Raw genomic sequence first — 20573 nt, 5'->3', positions numbered from 1 at the left:
AAAAAGCAGATCTTTATGGTCTGCTTTTTTTATGCCTGGCGATTATGTGCATCATCAAATTCTGCATCAATGGCCTCGATAAGTTGGTTGAGTTTACGAAAGTCATGGGCTGATCCCATACCGGCCATAAATTCACGTCTAAGTGGTCCCAGACTATTAACTACAGCGGCTCGCTCTACCTTAGCTTGTGGACTGGTCAGTGCGCACCAGTTGTAGATCATTTGTGTGACTTCAGTGAGGAAGGTGTCGTCTGGTGTGGGTAATAAGCGATAGCCTGTACGGGCTTCAAGTGCTGTGATGAGTTCAAGGTAGGTCATGGCTTGTGTTAATCTGCTAGATAAATTATTTAAAAATAGTACAGGAGGCAATATCTTGGCACAAGTGAAGTTACCCAAAGGTGTTATTGCGTTAGGACTGGTCAGTTTGTTTATGGATTTCTCTTCGGAAATGATACATAGCTTGCTGCCTGTGTATCTGGTGGTTGTGCTGGGTGCATCGGTATTGTCAGTAGGTTTAATAGAGGGTGTGGCAGAAGCGACAGCTTCAATTACCAAAGTGTTTTCTGGGGTGATTTCGGACTGGATAGGTCGACGTAAACCTTTGGTCTTGTTGGGGTATGGCATGGCGGCGTTGACCAAGCCACTATTCCCGCTAGCGACAGGTATGACTGCTATTTTGACTGCCCGTTTCCTTGATCGTATCGGCAAAGGTATACGAGGTGCGCCACGTGATGCGTTAATTGCAGATATCACACCGCCTGAGCAACGTGGTGCAGCTTTTGGTTTACGGCAGTCTATGGACACCGTGGGTGCATTTGCAGGGCCAATAGTGGCGATGGCATTGATGGCTGTTAGTCATGATAATTTTAAGCTGGTATTTTGGGTGGCGGTTGGGCCCGCAATCATATGTGTATTGTTAATTATTTTTGGCGTGCAAGAGCCTGAAGTTGTGCCATCAGCCACAAATCGGCGTATGCCTTTAAATCCGGCTGATATGTATCGTTTACCCGTTCATTTTTGGGCAGTGATGGGCTTTACTGCTGTGTTAACGCTGGCACGATTTTCTGAAGCATTCTTATTGTTGCGAGCCGAAAATGTGGGCTTGGCTGTGACTTGGATCCCTATGATACTTATCGTGATGAATGTCGTATACGCCGCAAGTGCTTACCCATTGGGTAAATATTCCGACACAGGAAACCGTCGTCATTTGCTGGTGTTAGGCGTGGTGCTGCTCATAGTAGCGGATTTGGTATTGGCAAACGCCAGTAATGTTTGGCTGGTATGTTTAGGTGCTGTGGTATGGGGTTTACACATGGGGGCAACGCAAGGTTTGCTCTCGGCACTGGTTGCAGATGCAGCACCTGCAGATTTACGTGGAACAGCATTTGGCGTTTTCAATCTTGTAAGTGGCGTGGCGTTATTGGTCGCGAGTGCTATTGCGGGTGGATTATGGACATTTGTAGGGCCAGCAATGACATTCTATGTGGGTGCCATATTCTCACTGATAGCATTGTTCGGATTGGTAAGTACGACAGGACAGCATGTTAAAAACTCGGTTTAAGTTGAAATTAAGTTTGGAAATCGATTAACAGGTTAGAATGGTTTTTTGAGGAGTAATAACTATGAAGCATTCCATTTCTTATAATTCCACTGCGATAGTATTGCATTGGCTGATTGCGCTGTTAATTGCGGTTACATTTCCTATCGCATGGATTATGGTTGATATGAAAGATGATAGTCCAGCCCAGTTATCATGGTTTGCGGTACATATCTCAATAGGTATATCAATTTTGTTGTTGGTGACATTGCGTTTAATTAATCGGCTATTCAGTGGTGTACCGGCAGCACCAGCTAATACGCCCGTTGCAATACAAAAACTTACAGGTCTCATCCATTTAGGATTATATGCATTGATGTTTATTGTGCCTCTCACTGGCTGGGTGATGGCGTCAGCAGGTGGTCATGCAGTATCGTTTTTTGGCCTGTTTTCATTGCCTGATCTTGTAGTCAAAAATGATGGTTTGCACGAAACAACCGAAAGTCTGCATGAAACAGTAGCTTATATACTATTGGGTCTAATTGCATTGCATACGGCGGCTGCGCTCAAGCATCAGATTATTCAGCGTGATGATGTGCTGGCACGTATGTTACCTTTTTTGCGTAAGCGCTAATTTGAAGTCAGATATTGGCTTTACTTTTGCTGGCTGGGTAACGTATTGATGAAACTGCGGTACTCTACTGATGTCCAGTCACGGCCGCCTAATGCAAGATAGCGCAGGTGGCCATCTGGATCGATGATATAGGTGGACGGAAGTCCTCGTGGTTGCCAACGCTGTGTGGTCAGGCCATCTTTATCCATTAGTGTGTTCAGCTCAGGGGCGACTGTAGGCAGGAATGCAAACACCTCATCATCGGTTTCTGCCGTATTGACCAGCACCAGCTTAATATCTGATCTTGTGATGCTTTGTTGCAGCGCTTGCAAGGTCGGCATTTCATGTCGACACGGTCCACACCAGGTCGCCCAGAAATGCACCAGTATCCATTTGCCTTTGTAAGTTTTTATGTTGGTAAGCTCTCCATCCATATTGGTAAGCGCCAATGTGGGGGCAATGCGACCATCCAGAGTCACGATACCTGCTGGTGGTTTCGCATCTTCTTTCGCCCATAGTGTTAATGGGTTCAAGCAGCTTATAAGCAATATGGTCAAAGCCAGCACTATTCTCATTGCTGTGTTCCTGATAGCGTGCCACACGTCAGTGGAGCGGATTGAAATGTAACAGGTGCGCCACTTCTGTCTTCGCTTGTATCAAATGATGCTGTTACCGTAAATGGCTCTGAGGGTGGCTGGATAGCAATATTGCCGCCCGCTGTTTCATCAGGATAAAGGTCTCTGCTTTCCGGTAACTGGGTCCAGCCAAATGTGGCGCGGTTTGCCAAGGGAATATTCTGTTCTGCCCAGCGTTTGTCCCATGCATCACGGCTAATGCGCAACACCTTAGTGCCATGCATTGTTGTAAATTCCCATTTGGCAGGTTCCATCCAGACTATGTCTTTGCGATGGTTGCGTACACCTATGGTTAGCAGGCATTTAGATGTGAGTTCGGCTATAGCAGCTTCTGGAAAACCTCTGCCAGTATAAAATGCTCGGATTTGGTCTGGCGTGCGAACTGAAATCGAGAAAGAGATGCCATTGCTTTCGTATGTATCTCGTTCTGCTGCATGAATGTTAGCTGTTGCTAGTAACAAGCTTAGTGGCAGCAGGATCTGGAGAGCATTGGCGAATAAATGCTTAGGGTTTAGCGGCCTGTTACTGTAATTGCTGGTCGTTTTTATTTGGTTCATGGTGATAGCCAGTTAAGACAACATTTCAGTTTTGGGCATAGCCACTGTCAGCGCCAGCTGTCGTAATGCTGCCCATGGATCGCCTTGTTCCCAGCCTTTAATCATTCGGTCTATGCTCGCAGCCTGATGCATGGCGCGTGTCAGTGTATCTGATTTGACATTGGATAATGCCCGTTCTACTAGTCCTTGGCGGCTTTCCCAGACACCGACTTCACGCATTATTCTGGCGGGTTGTATACCATTCTCCTGCGCCTGCTTGAGGCGAGTGAGTATGCGTAGCTCTCGGGTGATGGTCCATAATATTAGTGTCGGTGCTTCACCTTCTTGTTGCAGACCTTCCAGCATACGGATAATGCGGGCAACGTCACGGTTGAGCATGGCGTCGGCTAATTTGAATACATCATAACGGGCAACATCCAGCACCGCATCACGTACGCTGGCGAAGTCCAGGCGACCCGGGGGGAATAACAAACCTAATTTGTTGATTTCCTGTTGTGCAGCGAGCAGGTTACCTTCCACTTTCTGTGTGAGAAATTGCAGTGTGTCATGATCAGCCTGTTGTTGCTGGCGAGCCAGGCGCTCCCCTATCCAGCGAGGCAATTGATCCAAAGTAATAGGGTAGACAGTAATGACGACTCCCGCCTGATCCAGTGCATTAAACCATTTGCTATTGGTGGTCTGGCGATCAAGTTTGGGAAGGGTGATTAAGCTCACACTGTCGTTAGGTAAAGCGTCGCTGTAACTGATTAAAGCTTTGCTGCCTTCCACTCCCGGTTTGCCAGAGGGGATGCGAATATCGATAAAGCGACGGTCACCAAAGAGTGATAAATTTTCTCCGCTGCTGAGTAAATTCTGCCAGTTATAACGACCTTCTACCTGATGGGTTTCGCGCTCACTATAGCCTTGTTGACGGGCAGCGTGGCGGATTTGATCGGCGGCTTCTAATATGAGTAACGGTTCATCACCATAAATGCAGTACAACGGCCGCAGTTCCTTGGCAAGGTGTGCAGCGAGTTGTTCAGGCTTGATGCGCATACGGTTGATTATGCGCCGTGCAGTAAGGCGATGCGTCGTAAGATTTGTTGAGCCGCGTCGGTTTGCATGTCTTTGTAGAGCTGTTGTTCTTCGTCACCTTTAGCCAGGATGTCGGTGTCGTTGTAGCTCATATCACGATAAAGCACGATTTCGGTGGGTAGCAAAATTTCCTTTGCCTGGGCAGTGAGCATACGATATTTCACCCGGTATTGCAGTTGGTATTCACGCACTCGTCCAGCGCCGGATAGTGAAAGGATGATTTTGTTATTGGCTTCGGAGATGATTTGTATAGTGCGTTCGGCTTCTTTGCTGGAAGCAGCCAGGCGTTCTTTATGACCACCTGCCCGGATGATGCGTTTCAGGTTAATCACCAAGCCTGAGCCGGTGTTGCCATCAATATAAAGCGAGCTGTAGGGAATATCAGATTGTCCGCGCAACTGAAAACCACAACCAGCAATTAAGCTGCTGATTACTAAAAGTAACACTAACCAAAGTCTGTAGGTGGTTTTCATAGTATGCGTTCCCGTGAATTAGATAACAATGTTGACTAATCGATTCGGCACAACGACGATTTTCTTCGGCGTGGCACCTGCTGTGAATTTTAATACCAATTCATGTGTCAAGGCGATTTGTTCTATCGTCGCTTTATCGGCAGTTTTGCTGACCGTCATTTCGCCCCTTAGTTTGCCATTGACTTGTATCATCATGGTCACCTCATCCTGAACTAACGCAGATTCGTCAGCCAGTGGCCAGTTTTGTGTTGCCAAGTCTGTACCAGGTCGTAATTCAGTCCACATGGCACCACAAATGTGGGGCACGATAGGCGCAAGCAGTATGCTGATATGTTCCAGGCATTCTTGCATGACGCTGCGGGCAACCACGTTATCTGTGTCGATTTTCGCCATGCTGTTGAGTAACTCCATGACTGCCGCAATTGCAGTATTAAACGTCTGGCGGCGGGCATAGTCATCAGTGATTTTGTTGATGGCGTTATGTAGTTGCAGGCGTAAACCTTTGAGTTCGGCAGAGAGTTCACCCGTTTTGTAGGCGTTGATGGCGCCTGTGTTTACATGCTCGGCACAAATTTTCCACAAGCGGCGTAAGAAACGATGCGCACCTTCTATCCCCGCATCCGACCACTCCAGGCTCTGGTCCGGTGGTGCAGCAAACATCATGAACAGGCGTGCTGTATCTGCGCCGTAAATATCTATCAAGGCTTGTGGATCGACACCATTGTTCTTGGATTTTGCCATTTTTTCAGTGCCGCCTATGACTACAGGTAATCCGTCGGCTTTGAGCACTGCATCTAATGGGCGGCCACGTTCGTCGTTGCGTACTTCAACTTCCGCAGGGTTAAACCAGTCTTTTTTGCCATCACCCAGGTCACGATAGAAGGTGGGTGCAATGACCATCCCTTGTGTGAGCAAGCGTGTAAATGGCTCATTGCTGGTGAACAGCCCCTGGTCACGCATGAGTTTGTGGAAGAAGCGCGCGTAGAGCAGATGTAAAATTGCATGTTCTATGCCGCCTATGTATTGGTCTACAGGCAGCCAGTGTTGTGCGCGTTCATCGAGCATGGCGTTGTGGCTGTCAAAGCTTGCATAGCGTGCGTAATACCATGAGGACTCAACAAAGGTATCCATAGTGTCGGTCTCGCGCCGTGCCGCGCCGCCACATTGCGGGCAGGTGCACTCATAAAACGCAGGCATTTTGGCTAAAGGTGAGCCCGCACCCGTGACAACGACGTCTTCGGGTAAAACCACAGGTAGTTGGTCTGCTGGTACTGGTACATCACCGCAACTTGGGCAATGAATGATAGGGATAGGGCAGCCCCAGTAGCGTTGGCGTGAAATGCCCCAGTCGCGCAAGCGGAACTGAGTGCGACCGTGTCCGAGATTGAGTGCGGTTAAGTCGGCGGCAATGGCGGCGGATGCTGAGGTAAAATCCATGCCGTCGTATTTGCCCGAGTTAACACAGATGCCATGTTCACCATAGCTATCTTGCCATTCAGAACCGACAGGAGCTTGATTGTCGAGACTGGCAGCAATGACGGTTTTCATAGGTAGCTGGTATTGCAGTGCAAACTCGAAATCACGTTCATCGTGTGCAGGTACGGCCATCACTGCGCCTTCACCGTAACCCATGAGTACGTAATTGGCGACCCATACTGGCAGTTTTTCCTGAGTCAATGGGTGATGAACGTATAAGCCGGTTGCCATACCTTTTTTGGCTTGAGTCGCAACATCAGCTTCAGCAACGCTGCCACGTTTGCATTCAGCAATAAATTCGGCCAATGTGGTGTTGTTGGTTGCCGCTAATGTGGCTAATGGGTGTTCAGCGGCAACTGCAACATAAGTCGCACCCATGAGTGTGTCGGGGCGAGTGGTGTAAACCTTGAGTACACCGGTGTTGCCAATAGACGTTGCATCATAGGGAAAATGCACTTCACATCCTGTGCTTTTTCCTATCCAGTTGCGCTGCATGGTTTTGACCTGCTCTGGCCATTGCGGCAATTCATCTAGTCCGCTGAGCAGTTCATCGGCATAGGCGGTGATGCGCATAAAGTACATAGGGATATCGCGCTTTTCAACCAGTGCGCCACTACGCCAGCCGCGCCCGTCGATAACCTGTTCATTCGCCAGTACCGTGTTATCAACTGGATCCCAATTGACTGAAGCTGTTTTCTTGTAGATAAGGTCTTTTTTGAATAGCTCAGTAAATAGCCATTGTTCCCAGCGGTAGTATTCAGGTGTGCAGGTAGCGATTTCCCTGTCCCAGTCAACTGCCAAGCCCAGGCGTTTTAGTTGGGTGCGCATGTGAGCAATATTGTCGTAGGTCCATGCAGCAGGTGCGACCTGGTTTTTAATAGCGGCATTTTCCGCAGGCAAACCAAAAGCATCCCAACCCATAGGTTGCATGACGTTATAGCCTTTAAGTTTGTGGAAGCGAGCGAGTACGTCACCTATGGTGTAATTGCGCACGTGTCCCATGTGCAGCTTACCCGATGGATAAGGGAACATTGACAGGCAGTAATATTTGGGTTTGTCAGTGGTTTCAACGGCTTTGTAAGTGCGTTGATTTTCCCATGTTTGCTGGGCTTCTGTTTCGATAAGTTGGGGTTGGTAGTGAGCGTCCATCTGTATGCAGTGTAATTGATGCGAAAGTGGCATATTATACTCTGCTCCACGTTGGTTCGTGGACAGGGTGGGCGTATAAAAGTTATACTATGCGGATAATCTTATATTTTTTAATTCAAATGGAGCTCTTATGTCAAAAAAACATCCGGTGATTGCGGTGACAGGTTCGTCTGGCGCAGGTACAACTACAGTTAAACGTGCGTTCGAACATATTTTCCGTCGTGAAAATATCAACTCTGTCGTTATCGAAGGCGATAGTTTCCATAGTTTGTCTCGTAATGAATTCAAAGTGGAAATGGCTAAAGCGGATGCAACTGGTAACAAACATTTCAGCCATTTTGGCCCAGAGGCTAACCATTTTGATAAATTGGAAGCGCTGTTCAAAAGCTATGGTAAAGATGGTAAAGGTAAAAAGCGTTATTACATCCATAGTGATGAAGAAGCTTTATTTCATAATAAGCGCTTAGGTACTAAATTATCTGCGGGCGAATTTACGCCTTGGGAAGATGTGCCAACTGGTACCGATTTGCTGTTCTACGAAGGTTTGCATGGTTTGGCAGCAGATGGCAAGGTTGATGTGGCTAAGTATGTGGATTTAGGCGTAGGTGTTGTGCCTGTTGTTAACCTGGAGTGGATACAAAAAATTCACAGGGATGGTGCAGAACGTGGTTATGCTGCGGATGTTATTGTTGATACTATCATGCGTCGTATGCCTGACTATGTGAATTACATCACTCCACAGTTTTCACGTACCGACGTGAATTTCCAGCGTGTACCTACTGTTGATACTTCTAATCCTTTTATCTCACGTGATATTCCTACGCCAGATGAAAGTTTGATTATTATTCGTTTTAAAGAACGTAAGGGCGTTGATTTCCCTAACCTGTTGAACATGATACCAAACTCATTTATGTCACGTTCTAATACCTTGGTCGTGCCAGGTCCTAAAATGGGCTATGCAATGGAATTGATATTGGGACCAATGATAGAAAAAATGATAGATGCTAAGAAAAAAGCTTAATTCGCTTAGTTAGCAGACAATAAAAAAGCCAGATTTAGTCTGGCTTTTTTATTGTCTGTAATTTTTTATGCTGATTTTATAAAAAGGCAAAAAATTTGAGGAATGGACCTGCAAGTAATGGCTGGCGTATCATGCGGCGGTAATCACCTGTCACGAATTGTAATTGGCGACTTGCAACAGCAACCCCCAGACCTGTGATGCCAGGGCCATTGCCACGCCATTTTAACCATTGTTCTGGTTTGGCGCGTAAGTCCCAATCAGCTGTAGTTTCAGGTGCAAGTGCATAGGGCTTTGCTTCGGTGATGCGCCCTTGATTAATATGTATAAATACTTCTGGGGTTGGGGCATCAGCATAACCAAACGCAACTATAGAATCAAAATTGGCTGCAGCAAGCTGGCTAACCATTTCATTCGTGCTATTCCATTTTTTTGTGAAGCGGTTGGCCCAGTCTTCTGAAAACAAATTTTCCATGTCATCCCCTGAAATTTATTATCAACGGAATATAGCAGAAATTTCCACTTTTGGGGCATGGATTAAGGGATAAGTTTTGCATTGTCGGGGTGTTGACGCATGGCTTCCAGAAAATCTGTATAAGGCAGACCAAGTTGTGTGCTTAATTGTAGAGCTCGTTGTTGCAGTGTTCGCAAGGTTTGAAAGCGTAATGGGCTGCTGAAAGCGAAGGCGATAATATTGCCTCGCTTTTCTACCGGTAAGTAGATAATCTGCTGATCAAATACATCGGCAAGGCGACGGCGATAAATATCAAATTTCGGATCACTGGCCCAGAAATTAACTGAAAGTACTCCTTCGCTGGTCAATGCGTTCTTACAGTCACTATAAAAGCTTTCAGTCGCAAGACTGGATACTTGGCATCCTGAATCAAAGCCATCGAGCAATATGCAGTCGTACTCAGTTTGATTGATAATAAATTCAGTTGCGTCAGCTAAAACTATTTCGAGTCGGTCGCTGGATTGCGGAACCTGAAAAAATTGGTGTGCTGCGGTAATGACTTTCGCATTAATTTCAGCAACAGTAAGTTGAGTATTGGTAAATTGGTGGTGCAGGAATTTAACTAATGAGCCGCCACCCAATCCTACCAATAGCGCACGTTTGGGTGGAGTGGGGGCAAGTAGTAAAAATCCCAACATAGCTTGTGTATAAGTTAATTCAAGCGAATTAGGGGTGGCGATGCGCATAGCAGACTGTACAGTGTCATTGCCTAAATGAAGGTAACGTACGCCATCCTGTTCACTGATTTCTACGGTATCAAGCTCGGATACCGCCTTGTGGATGCGGCGATTAAAGAAACGCATGATGTTCGAAAACGCCTTAATACGCAGATTGCGTGACAGATGAATTTTAGGCTGAGTTATCAGCAATTCAGGTTAAAATAGCTAGTTTAGAATAGTCATTGGGTGTTGTCATGCGCGTTTCACAATTTTTTCTTTCTACGTTGAAAGAAGCACCTGCCGAAGCAGAGCTGGTAAGTCATCGTTTAATGTTACGTGCGGGTTTTATCAAACGCCTGGGTTCTGGGTTGTACACGTGGATGCCGCTGGGCTTGCGTGTGCTGCGCAAAGTTGAGGCGGTAGTACGTGAAGAAATGAATCGTGCTGGTGCATTGGAGTTGCTGATGCCTGCAGTGCAGCCTGCAGAGTTATGGCAAGAGACTGGACGCTGGGACAAGTTTGGTCCGCAAATGCTCAAAATCAAAGATCGCCATGAACGTGAGTTCTGCTTTGGGCCTACGCATGAAGAAGTTATTACTGATATGGCGCGGCGCGAAATCAAGAGTTATCGCCAGTTGCCACTGAATTTTTATCAGATACAAACCAAGTTCCGTGATGAGATACGTCCTCGTTTCGGAGTGATGCGCGCACGCGAATTCATGATGAAAGACGCTTATTCTTTCCATACGGATTTTGCCAGTTTGCAACAAACTTATCAGGTGATGTATGCGGCTTACAGTCGTATTTTTACTCGTCTTGGATTAGAGTTCCGCGCTGTCGCAGCAGATACAGGCGCGATCGGTGGGTCAGGCTCGCATGAATTTCATGTGCTGGCAGATTCAGGTGAGGATGCAATTGCATATTGCCCAGATTCTGATTATGCCGCTAACGTGGAACTGGCTGAAGCGGTTGCGCCGGATGCGACTTTGCCAGAACCCGGACAGGACATAAATAAAGTGGCAACACCGAATCAGCACAGTATAGAAGAAGTTGCTGCATTTTTAAATTTACCCGTTACCCAATTGGTAAAAACGCTGGTGGTTGAGCAAGGCGATGGCGTAGTCGCGTTGTTGGTGCGTGGTGATCATCAGTTGAATGAAATTAAAGCCGCAAAATTGTTGGGTGTGGATGAGATTCGTTTTGCCAGTGATGCCGAGGTGCGTGAAGTGACGGGCTGTGCGCCGGGATCTATCGGACCTGTGGGGTTAACTGTGCGCGTCGTGGCTGATCGCAGTGTGGCAGTTATGGCGGATTTCGTTTGCGGCGCAAATGAAGCGGGTTATCATTTTACCGGTGTTAATTTCGGTCGGGATTTACCATTGCCTGAAGTGGCTGATATCCGCAATGCTGTTGCGGGTGATGCAAGCCCTGATGGCAAAGGTGTGCTGGCCATGTGCCGTGGTATAGAAGTGGGTCATATTTTTCAGTTGCGCACTAATTATTCAGCGCCTATGGCATGCCAGTATCTGGATGAACAGGGTAAAACACAAGTTGCAGAAATGGGTTGCTATGGCATAGGTGTGTCACGCATCGTTGCCGCGGCGATCGAGCAGAATTTTGATGCACGAGGCATGACCTTGCCTGTTGCCCTCGCGCCTTTCAGTATTGCTATTGTGCCAGTTGGTTATCAGAAGAGTGAGCAGGTACGTGAGGTCGCTGATAAGCTTTATGCAGAACTGGTTGCGTCAGGCATTGATGTGTTGCTCGATGACAGGAATGAGCGTCCTGGTGTCATGTTCGCAGATATGGAACTGATAGGCATGCCGCATCGTGTTGTGATAGGTGAGCGTGGATTAAAAGACGGTATGGTGGAATATCAGGGACGTACCGATACTGCTGCAACTAGCGTATCATTGCTAGACATCCACACACATGTTATGCAAATATTGCAAAAATGAAGATATCCACTTTGTTAATCAGTATGGCGGCGCTGCTGGTAACAACAGCGCAGGCGGGACAGCAGCTCTATGAGCCGATGTCAGCTAGCGTTCGTGCTGCGTTAAGCAAAGCGGTTTCTGATACGCCTGTCACTCAGTCCAGTGTGTTGAATGATAGTACAGGGCAAGCCTGGTTAGCCGAGATGTCCAGGCGGCTTGCTAAGCGCCTTCCTGATGAAGACCAGCGCAATGATTTTTTGAAGACGGTCTATTATGAAGCTACGCGTGCCGGACTTGATCCCGAGTTGGTGCTGGGTTTAATCGAGGTCGAGTCTGGCTTCAAAAAATATGCGGTATCCAGTGTTGCCGCTCGGGGGTATATGCAAGTAATGCCGTTCTGGACGCAGACCATAGGCTCGCCTGAACATGATTTGTTTCATTTGCGTACCAATTTGCGTTATGGATGTAATATTTTACGGCTTTATATAGATATGGAGCATGGTGATTTATACCGTGCTCTGGGTCGTTATAACGGTAGTCTGGGTAAGCCAGAGTATCCAAATATGGTATTGGCTGCATGGAAAAAACATTGGGACTACACACCTGGAGAGCAGGTGGGTCAGCACACTACTGTGCAAACGGTGAAGGTGGCTGGTAATTAATTGAGTCTGACCAGATTGTCTCGGTGTATCAGTTCAACATCATCTATATAACCCAGTGTGGTCTCGATTTGGTTGGTTGCTAACCCGATAATTTTACAGGCTTCATTGGCTGCATAATTAACCAGCCCACGAGCGATGACCTTGCCTTCTGTAGTCACGCAAGCAACAACTTCACCGCGGGCAAAATCCCCCTCAATCGCAGTAACCCCAATCGGTAGCAGACTTTTGCCTTCATTGCTAATTGCTAGCGCAGCGCCATTGTCTATGATGAGTTTGCCACGAACTTGCAGATGATCTGCCAGCCAGGTTTTGCGTGCCGACAATGGTGTGCTGGTGGTGATGAGCTGTGTACCTATACGTTCGCCTTGGGCGAGTCGAAGTAGTACATTGGCTTCCCGACCTGATGCGATGATGGTATGTGCGCCACTGCGTGCGGCACGTTTGGCCGCAAGGATTTTGGTAAGCATACCGCCACGGCTTATGCCTGTGCCCGCGCCACCGGCCATTTTTTCCAGATTGATGTCACCAGCCTGTGCTTCGCTGACCAGGGTTGCTGTCTTGTCGACACGAGGATCGGCGGTATATAAACCTGACTGGTCTGTCAAAATGACAAACACGTCAGCTTCTATTAAATTGGTGACAAGTGCGCCTAACGTATCATTATCGCCAAACCGAATTTCGTCAGTGACGACAGTGTCGTTTTCATTGATGATAGGAACGATTTTCAGCGATAACAGCGTGCGCAATGTTGATAATGCGTTGAGGTAGCGTGTACGATCAGCTAAATCATCATGTGTGAGCAGTACTTGCGCTGTGCCGATCTGGTGTGCACGGAAGCTGGTTTCATAGGCGTGTACCAACCCCATTTGGCCGACGGCTGCAGCCGCTTGCAGCTCATGTATGCTGCTAGGGCGTTGTTCCCAACCCAGGCGTTGCATACCTTCGGCTACAGCACCGCTGGAAACTAGTACGACTTCTTTTCCCATCGCCATGAGTTGGGCGATTTGATATGACCAGTTTGCTAATGCAGTGTGATCCAGTCCGCGTCCGTCGTTAGTGACGATGGCGCTGCCTACTTTGATGACGATGCGACGAGCGGATTGCAAGACCGAATTCATGGTTACTCTTCTGCTGGTGGTAAATCTTCAGTTAGCGGTGTGGTGTCTGTGGTAATTATTTCTGCAGCCTGATATTCATCTACATGCGCCATGATGGCGTAAGTGAGTTCCTTGCAGCCAAGACCAGTTAACGCTGAAATGGTGAACACGGGGCCAGTCCAGCCATATGCTTTAACAAAATCAGCAACGACTTGTGCACGGTCAGACTCATCCAGACGATCAACTTTGTTGAGCACTAGCCAGCGCGGTTTATCGTACAGTGTTTCGTCGTATTTACGTAACTCTTCAACGATTGCACGTGCTTCATGAACAATGTCGTGGGTGTCGTCAAACGGTGCGATGTCAACGAGGTGTAGCAGTAGTCGGGTACGTGATAAGTGGCGCAGGAAGCGATGGCCCAGGCCAGCACCTTCAGCAGCACCTTCGATAATGCCAGGGATGTCAGCTATAACGAAGCTTTTATTAACATCCACACGAACTACGCCCAGACTAGGTGCGAGTGTCGTAAATGGATAATCCGCTACCTTAGGACGTGCAGCAGACACAGCGCGTATCAGGGTGGATTTACCAGCATTGGGCATGCCTAGCAAGCCCACATCAGCTAATACTTTTAGTTCTAATTTTAATTCACGCTCTTCACCTGGTTCTGGGGGTACAGTCTGGCGAGGTGCTCGATTGGTACTGGATTTGAAATGCAAATTGCCCAGGCCGCCTTTGCCACCTTTGGCGATGACTGTACGTTGACCATCCACCGCAAGGTCTACTAATACTTCATCAGTGTTCAGGTCGGTAATTACCGTGCCAACAGGCATGCGTAAAATAATGTCGTCTGCACCTTTACCATTGCAGTCAGCACCACGACCGCTCTCACCGTTACGCGCGCGATAGGCACGGGTATAGCGAAAATCGATAAGTGTGTTGATGTTGCGATCGGCAACTGCGATGACGCTGCCACCACGTCCACCATCGCCGCCATCAGGTCCGCCACGCGGAACGAATTTTTCACGGCGAAACGAAGCCGATCCGTTGCCGCCAGTGCCAGCGAATACTGCGATTTTTGCTTCGTCTATAAATTTCATGGTGTGGGTGTTTGTGTGCTGTAAAAATATAAAAGCCCTATCCTAGGGATAGGGCTAAAATGTGCCACTAAGTGCTTTAAGCCGCTACAGGAATGATGCTCACTGTTCTGCGTTTCATTGCGCCTTTGATAGCAAATTGTACTGTGCCTTCTACCGTAGCGAACAAAGTGTGATCCTTGCCCATGCCTACGTTTTCGCCTGCGTGGAATTCAGTACCACGTTGACGAATAATGATGTTGCCAGCTGATACCAATTGGCCACCGTAACGTTTAACGCCTAGGCGTTTCGAGTGGGAGTCACGACCGTTACGCGAACTACCGCCTGCTTTTTTATGTGCCATGTTTTAGCTCCTATTAAGCTGAAATGCCGCTGATCTGGATTTCGGTGTAATTTTGACGATGACCTTGGTGCTTTTGGTAATGCTTACGACGACGCATTTTAAAAATCTTAACTTTGTCGTGACGACCGTGTGATAACACAGTAGCAGTAACCTTAGCGCCGTTGACTAGCGGTGCGCCGATCTTGATATCGTCGCCATCGGCAACCATAAACACTTGATCCAACACAACTTCGCTGCCTACGTCCGCGGTGATCTGTTCTACTTTAATTTTTTCGCCAGCGACAACGCGATACTGCTTGCCACCGGTTTTTATGACCGCATACATAGTGAACTCCAAATTTCTATAACTAGAGGGAAGCGTAGAATTATAAAGAAATCAAGAGGAAACGTCAAACCTTAGTTGATAACATGGTAAATCGTGTGCTTGACTAAGCTGCCTGCCCTGCCTACTATTGACTCATTTTAATAATCGGTTAGTGATAATGCAGGCAATTCAAGCTTTTTTAGCGGCAGATATGCAGCGTGTTGATGCTGTGATACGCGAGCGCTTACATTCTGAGGTGGTGCTTGTGAGTCAAGTATCAGAATATATCATCAATAGTGGTGGTAAGCGTTTGCGTCCTGCTTTGGTGCTGTTGTCTGCTGGCGCAATGGGGTATGTTGGGAAACACCATTATGAATTGGCTGCGGTGGTTGAGTTTATTCATACCGCGACTCTGTTGCATGATGATGTGGTAGATGAATCAAGCTTGCGCCGCGGTCGGGAAACTGCGAATGCGTTGTTTGGAAATGCGGCAAGTGTACTGGTAGGTGATTTTCTTTATTCGCGTGCGTTCCAGATGATGGTGGGTGTGGGGCAAATGCGGGTGATGGAGGTGCTGTCCGACGCAACTAATATTATTGCTGAAGGCGAAGTGTTGCAGTTGATGAATTGCAATGATGCCGACATCAGTGAGGCTGATTATTTACGTGTGATCCGTTACAAGACCGCAAAATTGTTTGAAGCTGCGGTGCGACTGGGCGGTATTCTGGGTGGTGCCGATGCCGCGACCGAGCAGGCTTTGGCGGTGTATGGCATGCATCTGGGTACGGCATTTCAGTTAATTGATGATGTGTTGGATTACTCTGGTGATCATGAAACGATAGGTAAAAATGTAGGAGATGATTTGGCCGAAGGCAAGCCAACATTACCGTTGTTATTTTTGCTAAAAAATGGAACCGATGCTCAGGTTAAACTGGTTCGACATGCCATTGAAAATGGCGGTCTGGAAGTGTTTGACGAAGTGTTGTCTGCTGTTCTGACGAGCGGTGCATTAGATTACACACGAGAACAGGCGCGTACTGAAGTGAATCTGGCGCTCAATGCGTTGAATGTATTGCCTGATACACCTTATAAACAGCAGTTAATTCGTCTGGCAGAATATTCTGTGGACAGGGCGTATTGAAGTGGCCAAGCTTTTATTATTGATACTGGTAGGTGTCATTGCATACAAATGGTGGCGCAGTAAGCAGGTGGATGCGCGTACTGATGAGCCATCCAGACCAGTTGAAAATATGGTGCGTTGCAAGCAGTGTGGTGTGTATTTGCCGCAAAGTGATGCTTGTGGTGGTGGAGCGGCCTGGTTTTGTAGCGCAGAGCATGAACGTGAATTTCATGCGAAAAATAAAAATTAGTGTTGGTATTTTGTCCTGCATTGATAGTTTGAATCTGTGCAAAAAACATTCAGTAATTTATGTCTTGCTTAGTTAAAAGGCACACAAAATGTTGGTTTCAAATATAGCCTTGCATCCTTCAGACTCAGTGTTTACGTTGTGAGCCAAGTAGCATTTTCTCCCCAGTTAGCGGCAAATGATCGTATAGCGCGTAGCTGGAAATCTCTGCATTATCTTAATTTATATCGTTTAATTGTCGCGGGCGTATTTCTGTTATCCAGTATATTGGATAGCGGACAGCCTATGTTCGGGCAAACGAGTACGCTGGTATTTACGGTTTACTCGGGAGTTTATCTCGCGTTTGCAGTATTGTTTGCAGTGATAATAACGTTGAGACGACCTGCGTTTAATGTACAGCTGAATCTGCAAATTGTGGTTGATATTGTTATTATTTTGCTGATGATGGCTGCCAGTGGTGGTGTCCGTAGTGGTTTGGGATTGTTATTGGTTGTGTCGATTGCGTCGAGTGGCTTAGTGGCGCAAGGGCGTATCGTGATGTTTCATGCGGCTTTGGCGGCTTTTGGCGTGCTTGTTATACAGACGTTGAATGTGCTTAATGCACAACAGTCAGTGGGTGAATACGCGCAGGCAGGTTTGTTAGGGATAGTTTTTTTTGCCACAGCAGCTGTTGCCAATGTTTTGTCTCAGCGCATACTGGCGAGTGAAGAGTTAGCTAAAGCGCGCGCTGTCGATTTAGAGAATATGGCGCAAATCAATCAACTGGTGATTGATGATATGCAGGATGGTGTGGTGGTGCTGGATAGTGAAGGGCGTATACGTCAAACTAACCATCGTGCATTAAGTCTTCTGCGTCATGCAGATGCTGGCAGTATGGGGTCAGGGACGGGTGTGTTGCTGACTATTCCTGTGCTGGCTGAGTTTCTTGAAGCCTGGCGTAAGAATCCCTGGGCAGAGTTCCCGCCGATAAAGCTCGGAAGTGAAGGTGGATATTATTTGCCGCGCTTTATTGCGGTGACGGATAAGCGGGTGATGGGTGCGGTGCTGGTGTTAGAAGATATGACGCGTACCAATGAGCAGGCCCAGCAAATTAAATTAGCCGCATTGGGACGTTTAACTGCGAATATCGCTCACGAAATACGTAATCCTTTGGCTGCAATCAGTCACGCGACTGAGATACTTCGAGAAGATTCGCAGGCGGATAAATCGCAGCAACGTTTGTTGGAAATCGTCTTGAAAAATTCTCAGCGCATCAATCATTTGGTAACTGATGTGATGGCGTTAAACCGCCGTGATCGTGCTCAGCTTGAGCGTATCAACTTAAATGATTTTGTGACTAGACTGGTTGATGAGTTCGTGCATGATCAGGCGTTGTCGCCAGCGTTGTTTCATCTATATTTTATTGAAAATGCGGAAATTTGTTTTGATCATGCGCATTTATGGCAAGTTATGACCAATTTGATATTGAATGCGGTGCGCCATTCCCGGAAACAGGCAGGCAGTGTGCGCATCAGTATTCTGCAGGTTAAAAATGGTGTGGCTATACACGTGCAAGACGATGGCTCCGGTGTTTCGGAGGCTAATCAGGTACGGTTGTTTGAACCATTCTTTACTACCGAAAGCAGTGGCACAGGTTTGGGTTTGTATATTTCGAAAGAGTTATGTCTGGCTAATCATGCCAATCTTGATTACGTGTCAGGTGATGGTGGGCATTTTAGAATAAGTTGTTTGGAGGCGCGATGTTAGATCGTACAGTACTCATTATCGATGATGAGTCGGATATTTTGGAATTGCTAGAAATCAGTTTAATTCGTATGGGTTTAGACGTGGTTAAAGCTGAAACGGTTGCGCAAGCACAAGCGGCCATAGAACAGCAGAAATTTGCACTATGTCTGACGGACATGCGTTTGCCTGATGGTGATGGTTTGGAAATTGTACGTTTTATTCAACAGGCACAACCTACGTTGCCTGTGGCAGTGTTAACCGCGCACGGCAATACCGATAATGCGGTGACGGCTTTGAAAGCGGGTGCATTTGATTATATTAATAAACCGGTGACGCTGGAGCAATTGCGGGCATTAGTTAAATCAGCGCTGAAAATGCCTGAGAACACTACTTTAGCGATGCAGGGGCTGGTGGGCAATTCTCCTGCAATGCAGCAGGCACGTGAATTAATAGGTAAATTGGCGCGTACTCAGGCGCCTGTTTATATTACCGGAGAGTCGGGTAGTGGTAAGGAGCTGGCAGCGCGTTTGATACATCAACAAAGTAATCGTGCAGCTATGCCGTTTGTGCCAGTGAACTGCGGTGCTATACCAGAAAATTTGATGGAATCAGAATTTTTTGGCTATAAAAAGGGCGCATTTACCGGTGCCGATAGCGAGCGTGATGGCTTCTTTCAGGCAGCGCAAGGTGGCACGATATTTCTGGATGAAGTCGCAGATTTGCCGTTGGCTATGCAAGTGAAGCTGCTGCGTGTGATACAGGAAAAGAAAGTGCGTAAGTTGGGTAGCAGTGTGGAAGAGCCTATCGATGTACGCATTATCAGTGCTACACATCAAAATCTGGCGCAATGTGTGGAAGCGGGTCGTTTCCGTCAGGATTTATTTTATCGCTTGAATGTGATTAGCCTGAAAATGCCTGCTTTGCGCGATATGCGTGAAGATGTGGCCAGTGTGGCGCAAACCCTGTTAACGCGATTGGCGCAGGAGGCAGGTATGCCTGTGCCTGTGCTGAATGCTTCTGCTTTAACCGCATTGGCACAATATGATTTTCCAGGCAATGTTCGAGAGTTGGAAAATATACTGGAACGGGCGTTGGCGCTGACCTCTGGTGACAGTATCGCTGCAACTGATTTGCACTTAACACCAGTGGTGGATGAGTTGTTGCCTGAGCGTGTGGCAGGCGCGAAGTGGCCGTTGCAGGACTATCTGGATGGCGTAGAACGCGAGGCGATAGAAGAGGCTTTAGTGCAGACGCGTTACAATAAAACTGCAGCGGCGAAATTGTTAGGTATTACTTTTCGCGCACTGCGGTATCGTTTAGAGCGATTAAATATAGAATAACATCAGGCTTAGATACAGCGCGTAGAGCGAGCCATTTACCCACAAATGCCACACTTTCAGATCGCCGCGTGCCAGCATGATACGCAGCCATATTGCCGCAATCAAGGTGATGACGATACCTAAGAATACGGCGGGTTGAGGTGTCCATGGTGTCAGGCTGATACCAATTGCGGGTAGTAACGTGCCTTGAAACACCATCGCGCCAGTGATGTTGCCAAATGCCAAGGTATCTTTATCTCGGCGTATCCATAAGATACTATTCACTTTCTCAGGAAGCTCTGTGGCAATCGGTACTATCATCAGTGACAACATCAGTGCTGTGATACCCAAGATAGGTGCAGCTTGCTGTATGCCGTGGATAAATCCTTCTGCGCCTAAGACTAGTAAACCTAATCCCAATAATAGTTGCACTATGATAGTAATGATATTGGTGGGGATGCCGATACGGTTCAAAAACATAGCGCCTTCAGCTTCAGTACCATGGCCGTCTTCGACCAGTTCAGCTGATGCGCGCAAGGTCATCATAATATAGATAAAGTATATGAAGACCATGCCAAATGAGAGCGTTGCTCTTACTGCGCTGTTGTGGTGGGGAACAAACATGGCGACGCAGGCCAGACTAAACGCCATCAGGAAAAAATTCAGGTCGCGTGTCAGTCCCGTGCGTTCTGGCGTATAGATTCCAGTTACACCACGTTTAGCTAACACGGCAAAGCTGAGCAATGAGAGTGATAGTGTCGAGAGCATCAGTGGTGCACCCAGAATGGCACCCACCCCGATTTCTTGATTGACCGCTGCGTTAGTTGTGCCTGCGAATATTGCCAGCAAGGGAACCAGTGTTTCAGGTAAGGCAGTACCAATAGCGGCAAATAATGAACCCGTCACACCTTCAGAGATATTAAGTTTCTCTCCTAAATGTTCTAGTGCGTTCACAAAAACCTCAGCTGCGATGAGGATGAGGATTAAATAACCTAATAGTTCTACCCAAAGCATGTTG

At 47.3% G+C, this 20573-nt stretch carries 22 protein-coding genes; 9 read left to right on the top strand and 13 right to left on the bottom strand.

Annotated features, from left to right (window positions below):
- Positions 1-29 precede the first annotated feature (29 nt).
- On the bottom strand, positions 30-317 hold the full coding sequence (locus SFSGTM_RS11670) for a hypothetical protein (RefSeq protein WP_162085318.1): 288 nt from the start codon (positions 315-317) through the stop codon (positions 30-32).
- Between the two features lie 64 nt (positions 318-381).
- Between SFSGTM_RS11670 and SFSGTM_RS11665 the strand changes: the two genes are divergently transcribed.
- Both SFSGTM_RS11665 and SFSGTM_RS11660 read left to right on the top strand, forming a co-directional pair.
- The gene (locus SFSGTM_RS11665; protein ID WP_232526091.1) at positions 382-1560 is read left to right on the top strand and encodes an MFS transporter; all 1179 of its coding nucleotides are present in this window, start codon (positions 382-384) and stop codon (positions 1558-1560) included.
- 61 nt (positions 1561-1621) lie between these two features.
- A complete protein-coding gene (locus SFSGTM_RS11660; protein WP_162085316.1) occupies positions 1622-2170 on the top strand; it encodes a cytochrome b in 549 nt (182 codons plus the stop codon).
- 20 nt (positions 2171-2190) lie between these two features.
- Here SFSGTM_RS11660 and SFSGTM_RS11655 read toward each other — a convergent pair whose 3' ends face one another.
- Genes SFSGTM_RS11655 through leuS form a run of 5 tightly spaced genes read right to left on the bottom strand, consistent with a single transcriptional unit; the run spans position 2191 to position 7513 of the window.
- A complete protein-coding gene (locus tag SFSGTM_RS11655) occupies positions 2191-2724 on the bottom strand; it encodes a TlpA family protein disulfide reductase (protein ID WP_162085315.1) in 534 nt (177 codons plus the stop codon).
- Entirely contained in the window at positions 2721-3341 is a 621-nt protein-coding gene (locus tag SFSGTM_RS11650) for a hypothetical protein (protein ID WP_162085314.1), read from the bottom strand. The genes SFSGTM_RS11655 and SFSGTM_RS11650 overlap by 4 nt, the downstream gene beginning before the upstream one ends.
- Before the next feature lie 12 nt (positions 3342-3353).
- A complete protein-coding gene (holA, locus tag SFSGTM_RS11645) occupies positions 3354-4376 on the bottom strand; it encodes a DNA polymerase III subunit delta (protein WP_162085313.1) in 1023 nt (340 codons plus the stop codon).
- Positions 4377-4384: 8 nt separating this feature from the next.
- Complete coding sequence (locus SFSGTM_RS11640; RefSeq protein ID WP_162085312.1) at positions 4385-4888, bottom strand: LPS-assembly lipoprotein LptE; 504 nt, start codon at positions 4886-4888, stop codon at positions 4385-4387.
- Between the two features lie 18 nt (positions 4889-4906).
- Positions 4907-7513, bottom strand: coding sequence for a leucine--tRNA ligase (leuS, locus tag SFSGTM_RS11635; protein ID WP_162086308.1), 2607 nt, complete (start codon positions 7511-7513; stop codon positions 4907-4909).
- Between the two features lie 130 nt (positions 7514-7643).
- Between leuS and SFSGTM_RS11630 the strand changes: the two genes are divergently transcribed.
- Positions 7644-8534 (top strand): phosphoribulokinase, encoded by an 891-nt coding sequence (locus SFSGTM_RS11630; RefSeq protein ID WP_162085311.1) that lies wholly within the window; start codon positions 7644-7646, stop codon positions 8532-8534.
- 76 nt (positions 8535-8610) lie between these two features.
- Here the strand turns inward: SFSGTM_RS11630 and SFSGTM_RS11625 are convergent, their stop codons facing one another.
- Together SFSGTM_RS11625 and SFSGTM_RS11620 are read right to left on the bottom strand one after the other, a co-directional pair.
- A complete protein-coding gene (locus SFSGTM_RS11625) occupies positions 8611-9006 on the bottom strand; it encodes an SCP-2 sterol transfer family protein (protein WP_162085310.1) in 396 nt (131 codons plus the stop codon).
- Positions 9007-9068: 62 nt separating this feature from the next.
- Positions 9069-9848 (bottom strand): spermine/spermidine synthase domain-containing protein, encoded by a 780-nt coding sequence (locus SFSGTM_RS11620; protein ID WP_162085309.1) that lies wholly within the window; start codon positions 9846-9848, stop codon positions 9069-9071.
- Between the two features lie 110 nt (positions 9849-9958).
- Here SFSGTM_RS11620 and SFSGTM_RS11615 point away from each other — a divergent pair, with 110 nt between their 5' ends.
- Positions 9959-11662: a proline--tRNA ligase gene (locus SFSGTM_RS11615; RefSeq protein WP_162085308.1), complete on the top strand. Its 1704-nt coding sequence runs from the start codon at positions 9959-9961 to the stop codon at positions 11660-11662.
- Entirely contained in the window at positions 11659-12303 is a 645-nt protein-coding gene (locus SFSGTM_RS11610) for a lytic transglycosylase domain-containing protein (protein WP_162085307.1), read from the top strand. The genes SFSGTM_RS11615 and SFSGTM_RS11610 overlap by 4 nt, the downstream gene beginning before the upstream one ends.
- On the opposite strand, the gene proB is transcribed toward SFSGTM_RS11610, so the two are convergent.
- From proB to rplU, 4 genes are all read right to left on the bottom strand, one after another.
- Positions 12300-13421, bottom strand: coding sequence for a glutamate 5-kinase (gene proB / locus SFSGTM_RS11605; protein ID WP_162085306.1), 1122 nt, complete (start codon positions 13419-13421; stop codon positions 12300-12302). The genes SFSGTM_RS11610 and proB overlap by 4 nt on opposite strands.
- A gap of 2 nt (positions 13422-13423) precedes the next feature.
- Positions 13424-14500, bottom strand: coding sequence for an Obg family GTPase CgtA (gene cgtA, locus SFSGTM_RS11600; RefSeq protein ID WP_162085305.1), 1077 nt, complete (start codon positions 14498-14500; stop codon positions 13424-13426).
- 76 nt (positions 14501-14576) lie between these two features.
- Complete coding sequence (gene rpmA, locus SFSGTM_RS11595) at positions 14577-14840, bottom strand: 50S ribosomal protein L27 (protein WP_162085304.1); 264 nt, start codon at positions 14838-14840, stop codon at positions 14577-14579.
- A gap of 13 nt (positions 14841-14853) precedes the next feature.
- The gene (rplU, locus tag SFSGTM_RS11590; protein ID WP_162085303.1) at positions 14854-15165 is read right to left on the bottom strand and encodes a 50S ribosomal protein L21; all 312 of its coding nucleotides are present in this window, start codon (positions 15163-15165) and stop codon (positions 14854-14856) included.
- 151 nt (positions 15166-15316) lie between these two features.
- Here rplU and ispB point away from each other — a divergent pair, with 151 nt between their 5' ends.
- The 4 genes from ispB to SFSGTM_RS11570 all read left to right on the top strand — a co-directional run bounded on the left by ispB (position 15317) and on the right by SFSGTM_RS11570 (position 19576).
- Positions 15317-16285, top strand: a complete 969-nt coding sequence (ispB, locus tag SFSGTM_RS11585) for an octaprenyl diphosphate synthase (protein WP_198420551.1) — start codon at positions 15317-15319, stop codon at positions 16283-16285.
- 1 nt (position 16286) lies between these two features.
- Positions 16287-16514 carry a PP0621 family protein gene (locus SFSGTM_RS11580; protein ID WP_162085301.1) on the top strand — a complete coding sequence of 76 codons (228 nt, stop codon included), beginning with the start codon at positions 16287-16289 and terminating at the stop codon, positions 16512-16514.
- A 138-nt stretch (positions 16515-16652) separates the two neighbouring features.
- The gene (locus tag SFSGTM_RS11575) at positions 16653-18257 is read left to right on the top strand and encodes a sensor histidine kinase (protein WP_162085300.1); all 1605 of its coding nucleotides are present in this window, start codon (positions 16653-16655) and stop codon (positions 18255-18257) included.
- Positions 18251-19576 (top strand): sigma-54-dependent transcriptional regulator, encoded by a 1326-nt coding sequence (locus SFSGTM_RS11570; RefSeq protein ID WP_162085299.1) that lies wholly within the window; start codon positions 18251-18253, stop codon positions 19574-19576. Before SFSGTM_RS11575 ends, SFSGTM_RS11570 begins: the two co-directional genes overlap by 7 nt.
- Here SFSGTM_RS11570 and SFSGTM_RS11565 read toward each other — a convergent pair.
- Positions 19562-20569 carry a sodium:calcium antiporter gene (locus tag SFSGTM_RS11565; protein WP_162085298.1) on the bottom strand — a complete coding sequence of 336 codons (1008 nt, stop codon included), beginning with the start codon at positions 20567-20569 and terminating at the stop codon, positions 19562-19564. The two genes, SFSGTM_RS11570 and SFSGTM_RS11565, sit on opposite strands and share 15 nt — an antisense overlap.
- Between the last annotated feature and the right edge of the window lie 4 nt (positions 20570-20573).

Source organism: Sulfuriferula nivalis, assembly GCF_009937995.1.
Lineage (GTDB): Bacteria > Pseudomonadota > Gammaproteobacteria > Burkholderiales > Sulfuriferulaceae > Sulfuriferula > Sulfuriferula nivalis.
Note: the sequence above shows the minus strand (reverse complement) of the source record. Positions and strands in the feature narration are given on the sequence as shown.

What these genes read in the sequence shown, in the direction of transcription:
- SFSGTM_RS11670 (WP_162085318.1), bottom strand. Translation starts at nt 317, where the DNA reads ATGACCTACCTTGAACTCATCACAGCACTTGAAGCCCGTACAGGCTAT.
- SFSGTM_RS11615 (WP_162085308.1), top strand. Translation starts at nt 9,959, where the DNA reads ATGCGCGTTTCACAATTTTTTCTTTCTACGTTGAAAGAAGCACCTGCC.
- SFSGTM_RS11630 (WP_162085311.1), top strand. Translation starts at nt 7,644, where the DNA reads ATGTCAAAAAAACATCCGGTGATTGCGGTGACAGGTTCGTCTGGCGCA.
- SFSGTM_RS11570 (WP_162085299.1), top strand. Translation starts at nt 18,251, where the DNA reads ATGTTAGATCGTACAGTACTCATTATCGATGATGAGTCGGATATTTTG.
- SFSGTM_RS11610 (WP_162085307.1), top strand. Translation starts at nt 11,659, where the DNA reads ATGAAGATATCCACTTTGTTAATCAGTATGGCGGCGCTGCTGGTAACA.
- SFSGTM_RS11650 (WP_162085314.1), bottom strand. Translation starts at nt 3,341, where the DNA reads ATGAACCAAATAAAAACGACCAGCAATTACAGTAACAGGCCGCTAAAC.
- SFSGTM_RS11640 (WP_162085312.1), bottom strand. Translation starts at nt 4,888, where the DNA reads ATGAAAACCACCTACAGACTTTGGTTAGTGTTACTTTTAGTAATCAGC.
- leuS (WP_162086308.1), bottom strand. Translation starts at nt 7,513, where the DNA reads ATGGACGCTCACTACCAACCCCAACTTATCGAAACAGAAGCCCAGCAA.
- SFSGTM_RS11625 (WP_162085310.1), bottom strand. Translation starts at nt 9,006, where the DNA reads ATGGAAAATTTGTTTTCAGAAGACTGGGCCAACCGCTTCACAAAAAAA.
- rplU (WP_162085303.1), bottom strand. Translation starts at nt 15,165, where the DNA reads ATGTATGCGGTCATAAAAACCGGTGGCAAGCAGTATCGCGTTGTCGCT.
- rpmA (WP_162085304.1), bottom strand. Translation starts at nt 14,840, where the DNA reads ATGGCACATAAAAAAGCAGGCGGTAGTTCGCGTAACGGTCGTGACTCC.
- proB (WP_162085306.1), bottom strand. Translation starts at nt 13,421, where the DNA reads ATGAATTCGGTCTTGCAATCCGCTCGTCGCATCGTCATCAAAGTAGGC.
- SFSGTM_RS11660 (WP_162085316.1), top strand. Translation starts at nt 1,622, where the DNA reads ATGAAGCATTCCATTTCTTATAATTCCACTGCGATAGTATTGCATTGG.
- SFSGTM_RS11565 (WP_162085298.1), bottom strand. Translation starts at nt 20,569, where the DNA reads ATGCTTTGGGTAGAACTATTAGGTTATTTAATCCTCATCCTCATCGCA.
- holA (WP_162085313.1), bottom strand. Translation starts at nt 4,376, where the DNA reads ATGCGCATCAAGCCTGAACAACTCGCTGCACACCTTGCCAAGGAACTG.
- cgtA (WP_162085305.1), bottom strand. Translation starts at nt 14,500, where the DNA reads ATGAAATTTATAGACGAAGCAAAAATCGCAGTATTCGCTGGCACTGGC.
- SFSGTM_RS11655 (WP_162085315.1), bottom strand. Translation starts at nt 2,724, where the DNA reads ATGAGAATAGTGCTGGCTTTGACCATATTGCTTATAAGCTGCTTGAAC.
- SFSGTM_RS11620 (WP_162085309.1), bottom strand. Translation starts at nt 9,848, where the DNA reads ATGCGTTTCTTTAATCGCCGCATCCACAAGGCGGTATCCGAGCTTGAT.